This window comes from Rathayibacter sp. AY1C2, assembly GCF_002931195.1.
Taxonomy (GTDB): Bacteria; Actinomycetota; Actinomycetes; order Actinomycetales; family Microbacteriaceae; genus Rathayibacter.
The window spans coordinates 213683-228808 of the sequence record NZ_PSWG01000002.1 but is presented as its reverse complement, the minus strand read 5'-3'; the positions used below and the strand labels follow the sequence as shown (position 1 = coordinate 228808).

Sequence of the window (15126 nt, the reverse complement as noted above, 5' to 3'; positions counted from 1 at the left end):
CGGTGCCGGCCGCTCAGGCGGCGAACGTGCGGCGGTAGGCCGCCGGCGTGGTCCGCAGGACGCGCGTGAAGTGGTGGCGCATCACCGCGGCCGTGCCGAAGCCGACCCGCGCGGCGACCGCCTCGAGGGTCAGCTCCGTCTCCTCCAGCAGCACCTGCGCCCGGAGGAGGCGCTGGCGGGTGAGCCAGGCGAGCGGAGTCGTGCCGAGGTCGGCCCGGAAGCGGCGCGCGAAGGTGCGGGGGGCCATCAGGGCCCGACGGGCCAGCGCCTCGATCGAGAGGTCCTCGTCGAGGTGCTCCAGCATCCACTCGGTGACCTCGGCCAGCGAGTCCGCGCGCGCCTCGGGAACGGGGGTCCGCAGGTACTGCGCCTGCCCGCCGTGGCGCTGCGGGGGCACGACCATCCGCCGGGCGACGACGCTCGCCGCCGTCGCGCCCAGCTCCTCGCGCACCACGTGCAGCGCCGCGTCGATGCCGGCCGCGGTGCCCGCGCTCGTCACGATGCGCCCCTCCTGCACGTAGAGGACCTCCGGGTCCACCGTGACGGAGGGGAAGCGCCGGGCGAGCTCCGCGGCGTGCATCCAGTGGGTGGTCGCGCGCCGGCCGTCGAGCAGGCCCGCCTGCGCCAGGGTGAAGGCCCCGCTGCAGACGCTGAGGATCCACGCGCCGCGCTCGTGAGCCTCGCGGAGGAGGTCGAGGACCCGCTCGTCGGCGGGCCCGCGGCCGTGGGCGGGGACGGCGATCAGGTCCGCGTCCCGGGCCGCGTCGAGACCATCGGCGATCAGCAGGTCGAATCCGAGGCTCGTCCGGACGCGGCCCGGATCGGGAGTGGCGATCCGGAAGTCGAGGGCGGGCCCTCCGTCGACGCCGCGGTCGATCCCGAACACCTCGCAGACGACCCCGAACTCGAACGGCGCGAGGCCGGGCAGGGCGAGGAGGGCGACGGAGCGGAGCACGACGGCAGGATATCGCCACCCGGCGTCATCCGGCCGATCCGCGCCGTCGATCCCCGCCGCTAGGGTGTCTTCCGGCGCGCGGAGTCGCGGGCCCGCACCGAGGAGGATCCACATGGCATGGCTGGTCACCGGGGGAGCCGGGTACATCGGGGCGCACGTGGTGCGCGCGTTCTCGGAGCAGGGCATCGACCCCGTCGTCCTCGACGACCTCTCCTCGGGGCACGCGTCGTTCGTGCCCGAGGGCGTCCCGTTCCACCAGGGCTCGATCCTCGACGAGGCCCTGCTCGACCGCGTGCTCGCCGAGCACGACATCGAGGGCGTCGTCCACGTCGCCGGGTTCAAGTACGCCGGAGTCTCGGTGCAGCGCCCCCTGCACACCTACGAGCAGAACGTCACCGGCACCATGCGCGTGCTGGCGGCGATGGAGCGCGCCGGGGTCTCCTCGATCGTCTTCTCCTCGAGCGCTGCCGTCTACGGCGCAGTCGACGTCGAGATCGTCACCGAGGACACCCCCAAGAGCCCGGAATCGCCCTACGGCGAGTCGAAGCTGATCGGCGAGTGGCTGCTCGCGGACGCGGGGCGGGCGCACGGCGTCCGGCACGCCTCCCTGCGCTACTTCAACGTCGTCGGATCCGGCTACCCGGACGTCTACGACACCAGCCCCCACAACCTCTTCCCCCTCGTCTTCGAGGCGCTGCTGGACGGCCGCACGCCCCGGATCAACGGCGACGACTACCCGACGCCGGACGGCACCTGCGTCCGCGACTACATCCACGTCGCCGACCTGGCGCTCGCGCACGTCGCCGCGGCGCGCCGCCTGGCCGCCGGCGAGCCGATCGACCCGGTCTACAACCTGGGCAGCGGATCCGGGGCCTCCGTCGGCGAGATCATGCGCGCGATCGCCGACAGCACCGGCATCGCCTTCACGCCCGAGGTCGCCCCACGGCGGCCGGGCGATCCGCCCCGCATCGTCGCCTCCGGCGCGACAGCGGCCCGCGACCTGGGCTGGGAGATGCGGCACACGGTCGCCGAGATGGTGGAGAGCGCCTGGCGCGCACGGAGCGCCGCGACCGCCTGATCGGATCTCACGTTCGCGACACGCCGGTGTGTCGTGAACCCTCCACGGCGGGTTGAGGGTTTATGGTCCGCGACTTGACCTGAGCGAATGACACCGCTGTAATTACCTAGGCAGCGGCTCCGGGAGGAGTGGCCGCCGATCATCGGTTCGCAGGCGGGGTAGGAGACGGCATGACGCTTCCGGAACAGCACTCCGGAGTCCCCGAGGACTGGTTCGTCGATCCGGTCCGTCTGGGCGTGCCCGGGGTCCGACCCGGGATCGACACCGCGACCGAGGCGCCGGGGGGCGCGCTCTCCTGGCAGGTCGACTCGCTGTGCGCGCAGACCGATCCCGAGGCCTTCTTCCCCGAGAAGGGCGGCTCGACCCGCGACGCCAAGAAGATCTGCACCTCGTGCGAGGTCCGGGCCCAGTGCCTCGAGTACGCGCTCGAGAACGACGAGCGCTTCGGCATCTGGGGCGGCCTCTCCGAGCGCGAGCGCCGGAAGCTGCGCCGCCGGGCCTAGTCCCCTCCTCGCCGCGACCCGACCGACGGGGCGGCGAGCCGCAGGCTGGCGGCGCGGCGGCATCGCTTAGGGTGGTCCGCGATGTATCCACGAGTCACCGCCGTCCTCGTCGCGCGCAACGGCGCGGCCTATCTGGAACGAACCCTCGCGGCCCTGCGGGCGCAGACCCGTCAGCCCGACGCGACGGTGTTCGTCGACGGAGGCTCGAAGGACACGACCGACGAGCTCCTCGCGTCCTGGGGTCCGACGCAGCTCGTGCAGGTCGCCGAGCACCTCCCCTTCGGCCAGGCCGTGGCCCGCGCTGTCCGCGTGATGCAGCCGCCGGCCGGAGAGGACGAGTGGCTGTGGCTGCTCGCGCAGGACTCCGCCCCCGAGCCCGGCGCCCTCGCGGCGCTGCTGGGAGCCGTCGAGGTCGCCCCCTCCGTCGCCGTCGCCGGTCCCAAGATCATGGACTGGACGCGCTCCGGCTACATCCGCAGCTACGGCGAGTCGATCACCAAGCACGGCACGACCGTCCACCTCGTCGAGGACGAGCTCGACCAGGGCCAGCACGACTCCACGCCCGACGTCCTGGCCGTCGCCGCCGGCGGCATGCTCGTGCGCCACTCCCTCTGGGAGGAGCTCGGCGGCTTCGACCCCGGCCTGCCGGTCGTCGACGACGCGCTCGACTTCTCGATCCGCACCCGGCTCGCCGGGCACCGGGTCAGCCGCGTGCCGGACGCCCGCGTCACCACCGCCCGCATCGGGCTGCAGCGCCCCGACGGCCGCCGCATCGACAGCGGCGAACGGCGCCGGGCGCGTCAGCACCGCACCGCGCAGCTGCACCGCCGGCTCGCCTACGCGCCCGTCGCGCTCCTCCTCCTGCACTGGCTCTCGCTCGTCCCGCTGGCGATCGGCCGCGCGGTCGTGCGCCTGCTGCGCAAGCAGCCCGGGCTGGTCGGAGGGGAGCTGCTGGCGGCCCTCGTCGTCGCCTTCGGGGGGACGAAGGTGCTGCGGGCCCGCACCGTTCTCCGCTCGTCGAAGAACGTGGGCTGGAAGGCCGTTGCGCCGCTGCGCATCCCGCTGGACGTGGTGCGGCAGCTGCGCTCGGTGCGCCACGACGCCGTGCGCGTGCAGGCCGGGCGGGACCGCCATCCGCTGCACTTCTTCCAGGGCGGGGGAGTGTGGGTCGTCCTCATCGCCGCGCTCGCCGGCCTGGTGGTCTACACGCCGCTCCTCGCTGCTCCCGCGCTCAGCGGCGGCGGTCTGCTGACGCTCTCGCCGACCGTCGGCGAGCTGTGGCGCAACGCGGCCTACGGCTGGCGCGACCTCGGCTCGGGGTTCATCGGCGCGGCAGACCCGTTCGCCGCTGTCCTCGCCGTGCTCGGCTCGCTGACCTTCTGGTCGCCCAGCTACTCGATGGTGCTGCTCTACCTCGTCGCGCTCCCCGCTGCCGCCCTCGGTGCCTGGCTGATGATCGCGCGGCTCACCCCGCGCGCGACCGCCCGCGCCGCCGGAGCCCTCGTCTACATCCTCGCTCCCGCCTTCTTCGCCGCGCAGGCCGACGGGCGCCCCGCCCCGCTGCTGGTGCACGTGCTGCTTCCCTGGCTCTTCTTCGCCGGGTTCGGCGCGTACCGCTCCTGGTCCGCCTCCGCGAGCGCCTCGATCCTGGCTGCGGCCGTCGTCGCGTGCGCGCCGGTGCTGGCCGTGCCGCTCCTGGTGATCTGGCTCGTCGTCGTCGCCACCTCGGGGCGGCGGATCGGCCGCTTCATCGGCCTGCCGATCCCCGCGGCCGTCCTCCTCTTCCCGCTGGTGGTCGCCCGCGCACCGCGGGGCGACTGGCTCGGCGTCCTCGCGGATCCGGGCGTCCCGCTGCCCTCCGCGCAGTCGGACCTCGTCGCGCTGCTCGCCGGCTTCCCGGCCGGTCTGCCCGACGGATGGCTCGCGTTCCTCGGCGGTCTGGGGATCGGCACCTCCGCCGCCCCGCTGGTCACGGCCGTGCTCGTCGTGCCGCTGATCGTCGCGGCGCTGGCCGCCCTCCTCCTCCCGAACAACCTCTCGGCCCTCGGCGGCGTCGGCGTCTCGGCGGCGGGTCTCGTGACCGCCTCGCTCGCCCAGGGCGTGCAGGTCGCGACCACCGGCTCCGAGGCGGTCTCCGTCTGGAGCGGCACCGGTCTCAGCCTCTACTGGCTCGGCCTGGTGATCGGCGCGTCGCTCTCGCTCGCCGCCGTGCGCTCGGTGCGCGTGGTGCCGGCGCTCGTCGTCACGGCCGCGGCGGCAGCACTGGTCGGTCCGCTCGCGGTGGCCTTCCCGACCGGCGCCGGCACGTCCGTGTCGACCACGTCGGACCGCTCGCTCCCCGCCTACGTGGCGGCCGAGGCCCGGAACGACCCGCGGGTGGGCACGATCGTGCTCGTCCCGCAGGCGGACGGCGGCGTCCTCGCCCGGCTGGAGCGCGGAGCGGGCGCGACCCTCGACCAGCAGTCGACCCTCGCGAACACCGGCGCCGAGAGCACGGACGCGATCGACGAGCTGGCGGGCAACCTCGTCTCGCGGACGGGCTACGACGTCCCCTCCGCGCTCGAGAGCCTCGGCGTGCGCTTCGTCGTGCTGACCGTGCCGGCCGGCACCCAGGTCGGCGACGCGGCCGCCGCCGTGCGCGCGCGGGCGGCCGTCTCCCTCGACGGCAACGCGGCGTTCTCGGCCGTCGGCGACACCCGCTACGGGCTCCTCTGGACGGCCGTCGACACCGAGGGGACCCGCACCGAGGCCGCTCCGTCCGGCGTGGTCGGGCCCTTCGGGATCGCCTACACGATCGCCCTCCTCCTCGTCTTCGTCGTCGCCCTCCTGCTGGCGGTGCCCACCGGGCTCTCGCTCGAGCGGGGCCGCTCCAGCGGCGCGGTCGCCGGGATCGACGACGAGCCGGGCGAGGCCACCGGCCAGTTCGACGACGGGAACGACGATGTCTGACCCCGCCGACCAGGAGAAGCAGATGCCCGAGTCCTCCGCCCGCCGCTCCCGCGCGGAGCGCCGCGCCGATCGCGCCGCGGCCTCGACGCCCGATCGCGCACCCTCGGCCGCCCGTCGGCGCCGGACGGCCCTGCGCGGTGCGGTGGGCGCGGCCGGAGTCGTGATCGCCGCGGCCGCCGTGGTCGTGCCCCAGCTCCTCCCGTCCCCCCTGGTCTCGAGCGCCGCGGAGGGCGTCGTCGTGACGCCCGTCGCGGCCGACAGTTCGCTGGTCTGCGGCGGCGATCTGATCGACGCCGGAGAGCCGGAGCAGCTGCGCGCCCTCGACGGCGCGGCGACCGCGGTCCGGCCCGAGGGCTCCACCTCGGACCCCACGGTCCTCGACGAGGACGATGTCGCCGCACCGGGCACCGGCATCACCGGTCTGAGCGTGCCCGCGGGCTCCGACCCCGCTCCCGGTGGAGCCACCGTCCAGGCCATCGGCACGGACACCCTCTCCGGACTGTCCGCCCGCGCCTGCGCCGAGCCCTCGGCCGACAGCTGGCTCGTGGCCGGCTCGACCGACGTCGGGCGCACCTCCGTGCTGATCCTGGCGAACCCGAGCGAGGTCGCCTCCACCGTCGACCTCACGCTCTTCTCCGAGACCGGCACCGTCCAGGCCACCGGCGCCACGGGCATCGTCGTTCCGGCCGGAGCGGTCCGCGCGCTCCCGCTCGCGGGGCTCGCCCCCGGGGTCGTCCAGCCCGTCGTGCATGTGACCGCTCGCGGCGGCGAGGTCGCCGCGAGCATGCAGAGCAGCGCCATCTCCGGGCTCACCCCGGAGGGCGTCGAGACCACCGGCCCCTCCGCCGGCCCGGACACGCTCGCCGTGATCGCCGGCTTCACCGTCACGTCGCCTCCGGCCGAGACCGCGAGCGACGACGGCAGCGGCGGCGCGGGCAGCCCCGTGCTGCGCATCCTCACCCCCGGCGACGCCGACAGCACGGTCTCGGTCGAGGTCACCAACGAGGACCCGAGCGGGTCGGGCACCTCCACCCAGGTCGTCGTCCCCGCCGGCCTCGTCGGCGAGGTCCCGCTCACGGGCCTGGCGGACGGCTCCTACCGCATCGTCCTGCGGGCCGATCAGCCGATCGTCGCGGCGGGGCGGACGACCTCGACCGGCTCGGCCGGCACGGACTTCGCCTGGTTCGCCTCCGGCACCGCGACCACGACGCCCTTCGGCGTCGCCGGCACGGGCGAGGGCGACGCGCGGCTGCACCTGGTCAACGGCAGCGACTCGACCGCCTCGGTCGAGATCGAGGCCCCGGGCGGCACCCGCACGCTCGAGCTCGGCCCGTTCGCGGCTCTCGCGACCCCGCTGGACGGCGACGGCGTGGTCGTCAGCAGCACCCAGCCGGTGCAGGCCTCGGTCTCGATCGCGCGCGACGGGCGGATCGCCTCGTACACGATCGTCCCGCCGGGACCGCTCTCCTCGCCGATCACGGTCTACTCGCACTGAGACGCGGGGCGGCGGCGCCTCGGCGGTGCCGGCGCCTCAGAGCTGCCGGCGCCTCAGGGGTGCCGGTAGCGGTCCGGGGAGATGTCCCACGGGTCGCGGCCGAGCAGCTCCGCGACGGCGCGGAACACGTAGCTCTCGATCAGCATGCGCTGGTGCCACTCGTCGCGGCGGTGCAGCTTCGCCAGGCGCTCGATCGGCACGCGGTAGAGCGTGATGCGGCGCGCGGCGTGGTCGACGCGCCACCGCGCGATGCCCGTGCCCTGCAGCCGGTCGGGGTCGACGTCGGGAGTCGCCGCGACGTCGACGCGGATGCCGGCGAGCTCCTCCGGCCAGGTGCCGCGCAGGTAGTCGAAGGCCGAGCCGATCGTCGCCTCGAAGAAGTCGGAGCGGGTCTGCAGCAGGGGGAGGTGCGGACCGGTGATCGGCCCTCGTGCGCCGCGGCCGTGCCGGTCGCGGGAGCCTCCGCGCGACCCGCTCGTCGGGCGAGCGGCGGAACGACGAGCACGGGGCATGGCTCCAGCCTATTGCTACTGTGGGCGGCGATGACCGGACGGCACTGCTCGCGGACGGGCTGCCGTGCGCAGGCCGTCGTCACGCTGACCTACGACTACCGCGACTCGCTGGTGGCGGTCGGGCCGCTGAGTCCTGCGCCGGATCCGCACGGCTACGACCTCTGCGCCGAGCACGACCGGCGGCTCCTCGTCCCGCGCGGCTGGGAGACCGTCCGCTACGGCGCGGGGCCCGCCTAGGCCGCTGCCGCGCGCGTCAGGGCCGCTCGGGGAAGCCGCGCGGCGTGCTCGAGAGCACGGGGGCCAGCCGCTCGAGGCGCTGGTCGGACAGGAGCAGGGCGCGCTCCTCCCGCGCCCGGCGGAGTGCGGCCACGGCGAGGAGGAAGTCCTCCGCGGGCGCGGCGGGCAGCGGGGAGACGTGGACCGCGGTCTCGTCGGCCAGCGCGGCGGCGAGCTGCGAGCGCGACGGCTCCGTCATGCCGTGGCGCTGACGGAGGAACTGCGCCAGTCGGCGCGCCAGGGCGTCGGGGAGGCGCGCGGTGTCCGCTGTGACGGCCCAGCCCCGCAGCGGCTCCGGGATCTCGACGACCAGCGGCTCCGCGCGGGGAACGCGCTCGAGCTGGCTGTGCGTGCCCGCGAGGACGTCGCCGAGACGGCGCGATCGGCGCGAGAGGAGGCCGACGACCGCGGCGAGCCCGCCGAAGGTCATCAGGATCTCGAGGACGCCGGTGAGGCCGCGCACGAGGGCGTGCCGGAAGCCGATGGAACCGCCGTCGTCGCGGACGACGCGAGCGCCGACGGTGAGCTTCCCGAGCGAGCGGCCGCGACTGGCCGTCTCGACGGTGACCGGCACGATCACCACGGCGATGACGAGGGCCGCGATCGCCACGGCGGCCGAGGCGGCGGGGTCCAGGCCGCCGTCCCCGGAGAGGGAGGAGACCAGCAGGAACAGGCCCAGCGCGAGCAGGAGCTCCGCGATCAGGTCGATGATCGCGCCGACCGCGCGGAGCACGAAGGAGGTGACGGGCACCTCGAGCGCGATCGCCTCGCCGGTGACCAGGTCGGCGTCGTCGAACTCGGTGCGCTGCTCCTCCACGGTGCTCCTCCCGGATGCTCGGCCTCGGCGGCGTGCCTGGCTATCCTGTCAGGAGATGGACATCGACGCTCTCTCGGCCGCCCGCGCTGCGCAGTGGACCCGCCTCGACGAGCTCTCGCGCAGGCGCCGCCTGACCGGAGCCGAGGCGGACGAGCTGATCGAGCGCTACCAGGCGGCATCCGCGGACCTCGCCACGATCTCCTCCACCGCCGGATCGACAGCCGTCGGCACTCGGCTCGCCGTCTCGCTCTCGCGGGCTCGGGGACGCCTGACCGGCACGCGAGACGAGCCGCTCGCCGCGGTCTCCCGCTTCGTCGTCCTCTCGCTCCCGGCCGCTCTGCACCGGCTGCGCTGGCTGACGCTCGCCGTCGCCCTCGCGACCGCGGTGGTGGCGACGCTCTACGCGCTCTGGATCCTCGGCGACCCGCGCCTGCTCGCCGCGCTGGGCGACGACGAGGAGCTGCGGCGCTTCGCCCGAGGCGACTTCATCGACTACTACTCCGAGAACCCCGCCGCCTCGTTCGCCGGGCAGGTCTGGACCAACAACGCCTGGATCGCGGCGCAGTGCGTGGCCTTCGGGATCGTCGGCGTCTACGTGCCGTACATCCTGCTGCAGAACGCGCAGAACCTCGGCACATCGATCGCGGTGATGTTCCACGTGGGGGAGGGCGACACGTTCTTCCTCTACATCGCGCCGCACGGCCAGCTCGAGCTGACGGCCGTGTTCGTCGCCGCGGCTGCGGGCCTGCGGATCTTCTGGGCCTGGATCGCTCCCGGCGCGCGCACCCGCGGCCAGGCGCTCGCCGAGGACGCGCGGAGCCTGTTCACGGTGGCGATCGGCCTGGTCTTCGTGCTGCTCGTCTCGGGCGTGATCGAGGGGTTCGTCACTCCGGCACCCTGGCCCTGGTGGCTCAAGATCGGGATCGGGGCGCTCGCCCTCGGCGCGTTCCTCTTCTACATGATCGTCGTCGGCGGGCGCGCGGTGCGGGCGGGGGAGACGGGCGACCTCGACCGGTTCGAGGCCGGGTCGCGGAGCATCGCGGCCGGCTGAGCCGAGCCGGACGAGCGCGGCCGTCGGAGCGGGGCCGTCGATCAGCGCTCCCGGGACCGACGACGGCCCCTCTCGCAGGTCAGAGCCGTCCGGCCGCCTTGAGCGCGAGGTAGCGGTCCGCGAGCGCCGGCGGGAGCGCGGAGGGGCTGCCGAGCACGACGTCCCCGCCGAGACGGCGGACGGCGGCCGAGAGCCGGTCCACGTCCGCGAGCGAGCGCTCCGCGGCGGCGGCGGAGTAGACCGCGGCCCGGTCGCTCCGGTCCTCCGCCATCCGCTGCAGCTCGGGGTCGAGCGCGCAGGCGACCACGACCGTGTGCACGCGGGTGAGCTGCGGGAGCACCGCGAGGAGCCCCTCCGCCGAGCCGACCGAGTCGAGCGCGGTGAGGAGGACCACCAGCGAGCGCTGGGAGGCCAGGGTGCGCACCTGCGCGGGGACCGCCGCCCAGTCGGTCTCGATGAGCTGGGGCTGCACGGGGGCGAGGGCGTCCACGACGCGGGTCAGCACCTCCGTGCCGGTCGCGCCGTGCACGCGGGCTCGCCGGGTGCGGTCGAACGCGAGCACGTCGACCCGGTCGCCGGCCGAGGCCGCGAGGGCCGCCAGGAGGAGCGACGCCTCGATCGCCGTGTCCAGGCGCGGCTCGTCCTCGATCCGAGCGGCGGACGTGCGGCCCGTGTCGAGCACGACGATCACGCGCCGGTCGCGCTCCGGGCGCCAGGTGCGGACGACCGGCTCCCGGCGCCGCGCGGTCGCCCGCCAGTCGAGCGAGCGGACGTCGTCGCCGCGGACGTACTCGCGCAGGCTGTCGAACTCCGTTCCCTGCCCGCGGATCATCACGCTGGTCCGCCCCTCCAGCTCGCGCAGCCGCGCCAGGCGCGAGGGCAGGTGGCGACGGGAGCGGAAGGCGGGCAGCACCCGGACGACGGCCGGCGCGGCCCGCGTCGCCTGGCGGCCGGCCAGCCCGAGCGGCCCGCGGGAGCGGATGGTGACGTGGAGTGCCCGGCGCTCGCCGCGGCGGAGCGGCTCCAGGACCGTGGTCACCGCGCGGCGCTCGCCCGGCGGCAGACGCAGGGACGACCGGGTCTCGAGGGCGCCGGCCGAGGGCTCCCAGGCGTCGCGGAGGACCCCCGTGATCCTCCTGCGGCCGGTGCTCGTGACCAGGAGGGTCGCCTCGGCCCGCTCGCCGAGCCGCACCCGGTCCGGCACCCGCCGCTCGAGCACGACGGCCCGGGGCGAGCCCGCGACCGCGACGTCGATCCCGACGAGGACCGCCCAGGCCAGGAGCCAGAGGCCGAGCACGGCGAAGGCGACCTCGGGGCGGCCGCCCAGGAGGACGACCGGCACCAGGCCGACGAGGAGGACGAGGACGCTGCGTCCGGTGAGGTGCACGGCTCAGACCGGGACGCGGACCTGCTGCAGGATCCCGCCCAGGACGGCCTCGGTGCGGACGCCCTCGAGCTCCGCCTCCGGCTCCAGCTGGATGCGGTGGCGCAGCACGGGCAGGACCATCGCCTGCACGTGGTCGGGGGTGATCGAGCCGTAGCCGTTGAGCCAGGCCCAGGCGCGGGACGCCGCGAGCAGGGCGGTCGAGCCGCGGGGGCTGGTGCCGAGCTTGACGCTCGGGCTCTCGCGGGTGGCTCGGGCGAGGTCGACGATGTAGCCGAGGACGTCGGGGCCGGCTCCGACGCGCCGGGCCGACGCCTGGGCGGCGCGCAGACGAGCGGCGTCGAGCACGGGGCGCACGCCCGCGGCGTCGAGATCGCGCGGGTCGAAGCCCGCGGCGTGGCGCGAGAGCACCTCCACCTCGACGTCGCGCGGCGGGATGTCGAGCACGAGCTTGAGCAGGAACCGGTCCAGCTGGGCCTCCGGGAGCACGTAGGTCCCCTCGTACTCGACCGGGTTCTGGGTGGCGGCGACGAGGAACGGGTCCGGCAGAGGCAGGGTGCGCCCGTCGACGCTGACCTGGCGCTCCTCCATCGCCTCGAGGAGCGCGGCCTGGGTCTTCGGCGGCGTGCGGTTGATCTCGTCCGCCAGCAGGAGGTTCGTGAAGACCGGGCCCTCGCGGAAGGCGAAGCCGGAGGTGGAGGCGTCGTAGACGAGGGAGCCGGTGATGTCGCCGGGCATCAGGTCCGGCGTGAACTGCACCCGGCGGGTGTCGAGGCCGAGCGAGACGGACAGGGCGCGCACGAGCAGCGTCTTCGCGACTCCGGGGACGCCCTCGAGCAGGACGTGGCCGCCCGCGAGGAGGGCGATCAGGAGCCCGGAGACGGCGCCGTCCTGGCCGACGACCGCGCGGCCGACCTCGGAGCGGACCCGGTCGAGCTCGGCGCGCAGGTCGTCGTCGGAGACCGGCGCTCCGTCGCGGGCGGAGGGGGTGGTGTCGCTCATCGGGAGTGGCCTTCCGGTCGTCGGGCGGTCGTCGGGGAGAGGGCGGCGCGGAGCGCGCTCTCGAAGCGGAGGAGCTCGTCGGAGGCGGCGACGAGGGCGGCGTCGTCGCCCGGCAGGTCGTCGACGAGCAGACGGCGCAGCGCGGCCTGATCGCGGCCGAGGCGCTCGGCGGCGACGGCGACGATCTCGTCGACCCCGGTCGCCGGAGCGAGTCCCAGGAGCGCGGCCGTCCGCCGGAGGGTGCCGATGCGCAGTGCGTCGAGGGCGCGGGGCCGGAGGGCTCCGCGCGCGTAGAGCCGCGCGCGGCCGCGGGCCGTCTCGCTCGCATGCACGACGACCGGCAGCGGCTCGACCGCGAGCGGGCCGAGCCGGCGGCCGCGCCAGACGGCGGAGGCGACGAACACGGCCACCAGCAGCAGGAGAGCCGGAGTCACCCAGCCGGGGGCGAGGTCGGCGGGTGCAGGGGTGGTGCTCGCCGAGTCGGCGGCTCCGGCGCGGTACCAGACCAGCCGGTCCTCACCGCCGAGCAGTCCGAGTGCGAGAGCGGCGCGGCCGTCCTGGCCGATGGTGCCGTTGCGGAGGAGGTCGGCGTCGCCGATCGCGGTGACCTCGGCGCCCTGCGGGAACCCGGTGCTCACGAGCAGGAAGCCGTCGTCGCCCGAGGGGAAGCAGCCGACGGCGTCGCCGTCGTCGAGGATCCGGTACGTGCTCCCTCCGGCGGGGAGCGTCCCGGCGCGCTCGGCCGCGGGGAGCGGGCACTCGGCGCGGAAGGGGCCGTCGCCGGCCGGGGAGCCGGCGAAGCGGACGTCCGGCAGCAGGGCGTCGAGCGCGGCTCCTCCCGGGGTCACCAGGACGAGCGAGGCCGAGGCGCGGGCGAGCCGGCGGTACTGGGCCTCGTCGAGGGCCACGTCCGGGTCGTCGACGAGCAGTGTAGCGTCGGGGGAGGAGGCGGCGAGAGCGGAGTCCAGGTCGTCGGCGCGGACGACCTCGACGCCCTGATCGCGCAGCACCTGGGCGAGCGCGCGGGCGCCGTCCGGGGTCGCGCTGTCGACGTCGAGGTCCGGGGCGGCCACCCGGGTCCCGGTCGCGACGGTGAGCAGCAGAGTGCCGACCGCGACGATCACGAGCAGGAGCACCCACACCCGTCCGCGGCGCAGCAGCGCGCCGAGGGTCGGGCTGGAGACCGTGTCGGCGCTCACCGGGGCGCCGCCAGGGCGTCCAGGACCGGCGAGGCCGCGGCGAGCTCGCGGTCCAGAGCCGCGACCCGCTCGTACTCGGCCGGGCCGCAGGGCTGCCCGAGGTAGCGCACGCGGTCGAAGTCGTCGGCCGTGCGGCGCAGCGCGGCGGCGGAGGAGGGGAAGGCCGCAGAGGCGCGCGACGCCAGGCCGAGCGCGGTCGTGCCGGGCGAGACCCGCAGGACGGTCCGCTCGTCGAGGGAGCGCACCAGGGCGCGGAAGCGCTCGACGAGCGCCTCGTCCCAGTCCCCGCGGGCGGCCGCGGCCTCGGCGAGCGAGCGGAGGATCGCGGCCGAGCGGGTGTCGTCGTCGGCGAGCACCGCTCCCGTGACGGTGCTGCGGCGACCGGCGCGGGGCCGTCCCGCGATGACGAGCGCGGCGACCACGAGCGCCACCAGCACCAGCACGCCGATCACGGCGGCGATCGGCACCGGCGGGCCGTCGCCCTGCAGCGTGAGGGAGGCGAACCAGTCGCGCACCGCCTGCACCACCCGGTCGAAGAGGGTCGGCTCGGCCGCCCGGTAGCGCGGGTCGGCGAGCTCCTCGAGGAGGAGTCGGCGCGCCTGCTCCGCGTCGGGCTCGAGAGGGGCCGCGGCGAGGATCACGGGCGCTCCGGCACGGGGAAGGGATCGGGGGAGGGGCGGCCCGCCGCGCGCTCCTCGACGTGGCGCATCAGCACCAGGTCGAAGCCCTCGCGGCGCATCCGTCGGTCGAGGTAGACCAGGCCCGTCACGGCCGACTGGAGCACGGTGCCGACGGCGCCGATCACGAAGCCCACGGCGACGGAGGCGATCGTCACCACGAGCGAGGTGACGAGCTGCGCGTCCGGGTCGGTCGGGGCGATCAGGGCGCCGGCGATCGGGATGAGCAGGCTGAACGGCGTGGCCACGATCTGGCCGGCGACCTGGATGATCACGGTCATCAGCGCGAGCGCGCCGAAGGTGCGCCAGAAGCCGCCCGCCACCAGCCGCCAGGAGCGCGCCACCGCACGGCGCAGCGGCAGCCGCTCGACGACGATCAGGCTCGGAACCAGGGCGAGCTTCGTCGACAGCCAGACCCCCAGCGCGAGGGCGACCAGGCCGGAGCCGACGAGTACCAGGATCCCGCCGACGATCGCGCTCGACGTCCCGTCCATCGCTCCGATGACGAACAGCGGCACGGCGAGCGCCACGGCGAGGAGCACCAGGAGGAGGTAGCCGACGCCCTGCAGGACCGTCCAGCCGATCAGCGCCCAGAAGCGGCCCCGCAGCCGGGCGAGCAGCTGTCGGAAGGTCGCCCGCTCGCCGAGGACGCCGCGGGTGACCTCGAGCACGACCACGCCCTGCACGAGGGCACCGCTGGCGAGCGAGACGGCGAGGGGGATGAGGGCGGCCAGGACCACGACCGCGAGGGAGCCCGCGCCGACGGCGTCGCGGTCGGCGGACTCCGCCTGCGCGATGCGCCCGACGGCGAGCACCGCGATCAAGCCGTAGACCGCCAGGGCGAGCACCGACCCGAGGCCCTGCACCAGCAGGGCGACGCCCAGGGTCGTGCGGGGGCTGCGGCGGAGGACCTGGAACGGGGCGCCGAGCAGGGTGCCGAAGCCGAGCGGGCGCAGCGGCACGAGACCGGGCTTGGGCGGGGGAGTCCAGCCGGGCGCTGGGCGTCCGGGCGACCAGGGGCCGGCGCCGGCGGGCGACCAGGAGCCCCCGGCGGGACCGGGTGGTACGGGGCCTGCGCTCGGCGGCGCGGGCGACCAGGCCGGGGCGACGGGAGCGGGCAGCGGCCTGCGCCGGTCGCCGTCCTGCGCCGGGACGGCCGCGTCGTCCGGACGCCCTGCGGGCGGGGGCCACTGAGCTGCGTCGGTCATCCCCTCCATGCTGTCACAGG

Annotated in this window: 14 protein-coding genes; 6 read left to right on the top strand and 8 right to left on the bottom strand. The window is 75.5% G+C overall.

The features are described from left to right. Positions 1–13: 13 nt before the first annotated feature. A complete protein-coding gene (locus C5C55_RS02640; protein WP_104232807.1) occupies positions 14–955 on the bottom strand; it encodes a GlxA family transcriptional regulator in 942 nt (313 codons plus the stop codon). Positions 956–1067: 112 nt separating this feature from the next. Here C5C55_RS02640 and galE point away from each other — a divergent pair, with 112 nt between their 5' ends. The 4 genes from galE to C5C55_RS02620 all read left to right on the top strand — a co-directional run bounded on the left by galE (position 1068) and on the right by C5C55_RS02620 (position 6980). Continuing rightward, positions 1068–2033 carry a UDP-glucose 4-epimerase GalE gene (gene galE, locus C5C55_RS02635; protein ID WP_104232806.1) on the top strand — a complete coding sequence of 322 codons (966 nt, stop codon included), beginning with the start codon at positions 1068–1070 and terminating at the stop codon, positions 2031–2033. A 170-nt stretch (positions 2034–2203) separates the two neighbouring features. Beyond that, positions 2204–2536: a WhiB family transcriptional regulator gene (locus C5C55_RS02630; protein WP_104224145.1), complete on the top strand. Its 333-nt coding sequence runs from the start codon at positions 2204–2206 to the stop codon at positions 2534–2536. 81 nt (positions 2537–2617) lie between these two features. Then, positions 2618–5485 (top strand): glycosyltransferase family 2 protein, encoded by a 2868-nt coding sequence (locus C5C55_RS02625; protein ID WP_104232805.1) that lies wholly within the window; start codon positions 2618–2620, stop codon positions 5483–5485. After that, positions 5478–6980: a DUF5719 family protein gene (locus C5C55_RS02620; RefSeq protein WP_146079406.1), complete on the top strand. Its 1503-nt coding sequence runs from the start codon at positions 5478–5480 to the stop codon at positions 6978–6980. The genes C5C55_RS02625 and C5C55_RS02620 overlap by 8 nt, the downstream gene beginning before the upstream one ends. 53 nt (positions 6981–7033) lie before the next feature. On the opposite strand, the gene C5C55_RS02615 is transcribed toward C5C55_RS02620, so the two are convergent. Beyond that, positions 7034–7492 (bottom strand): metallopeptidase family protein, encoded by a 459-nt coding sequence (locus tag C5C55_RS02615; RefSeq protein WP_104224142.1) that lies wholly within the window; start codon positions 7490–7492, stop codon positions 7034–7036. 30 nt (positions 7493–7522) lie between these two features. Here C5C55_RS02615 and C5C55_RS02610 point away from each other — a divergent pair, with 30 nt between their 5' ends. After that, positions 7523–7729 (top strand): DUF3499 family protein, encoded by a 207-nt coding sequence (locus C5C55_RS02610; protein WP_104224141.1) that lies wholly within the window; start codon positions 7523–7525, stop codon positions 7727–7729. A 16-nt stretch (positions 7730–7745) separates the two neighbouring features. Here the strand turns inward: C5C55_RS02610 and C5C55_RS02605 are convergent, their stop codons facing one another. Then, entirely contained in the window at positions 7746–8585 is an 840-nt protein-coding gene (locus C5C55_RS02605) for an RDD family protein (protein ID WP_104224140.1), read from the bottom strand. A 55-nt stretch (positions 8586–8640) separates the two neighbouring features. On the opposite strand from C5C55_RS02605, the gene C5C55_RS02600 reads away from it, so the two are divergent. Beyond that, positions 8641–9636, top strand: coding sequence for a stage II sporulation protein M (locus C5C55_RS02600; protein WP_104232803.1), 996 nt, complete (start codon positions 8641–8643; stop codon positions 9634–9636). A gap of 79 nt (positions 9637–9715) precedes the next feature. Here the strand turns inward: C5C55_RS02600 and C5C55_RS02595 are convergent, their stop codons facing one another. Genes C5C55_RS02595 through C5C55_RS02575 form a run of 5 tightly spaced genes read right to left on the bottom strand, consistent with a single transcriptional unit; the run spans position 9716 to position 15106 of the window. Continuing rightward, the gene (locus C5C55_RS02595; RefSeq protein WP_104232802.1) at positions 9716–11023 is read right to left on the bottom strand and encodes a DUF58 domain-containing protein; all 1308 of its coding nucleotides are present in this window, start codon (positions 11021–11023) and stop codon (positions 9716–9718) included. 3 nt (positions 11024–11026) lie between these two features. Next, a complete protein-coding gene (locus C5C55_RS02590; protein WP_104224137.1) occupies positions 11027–12022 on the bottom strand; it encodes a MoxR family ATPase in 996 nt (331 codons plus the stop codon). Further along, positions 12019–13221, bottom strand: coding sequence for a DUF4350 domain-containing protein (locus C5C55_RS02585; RefSeq protein WP_104232801.1), 1203 nt, complete (start codon positions 13219–13221; stop codon positions 12019–12021). The genes C5C55_RS02590 and C5C55_RS02585 overlap by 4 nt, the downstream gene beginning before the upstream one ends. After that, positions 13218–13862 (bottom strand): DUF4129 domain-containing protein, encoded by a 645-nt coding sequence (locus C5C55_RS02580; RefSeq protein ID WP_104232800.1) that lies wholly within the window; start codon positions 13860–13862, stop codon positions 13218–13220. The genes C5C55_RS02585 and C5C55_RS02580 overlap by 4 nt, the downstream gene beginning before the upstream one ends. Continuing rightward, positions 13859–15106 (bottom strand): hypothetical protein, encoded by a 1248-nt coding sequence (locus tag C5C55_RS02575; RefSeq protein WP_146078410.1) that lies wholly within the window; start codon positions 15104–15106, stop codon positions 13859–13861. Before C5C55_RS02575 ends, C5C55_RS02580 begins: the two co-directional genes overlap by 4 nt. Between the last annotated feature and the right edge of the window lie 20 nt (positions 15107–15126).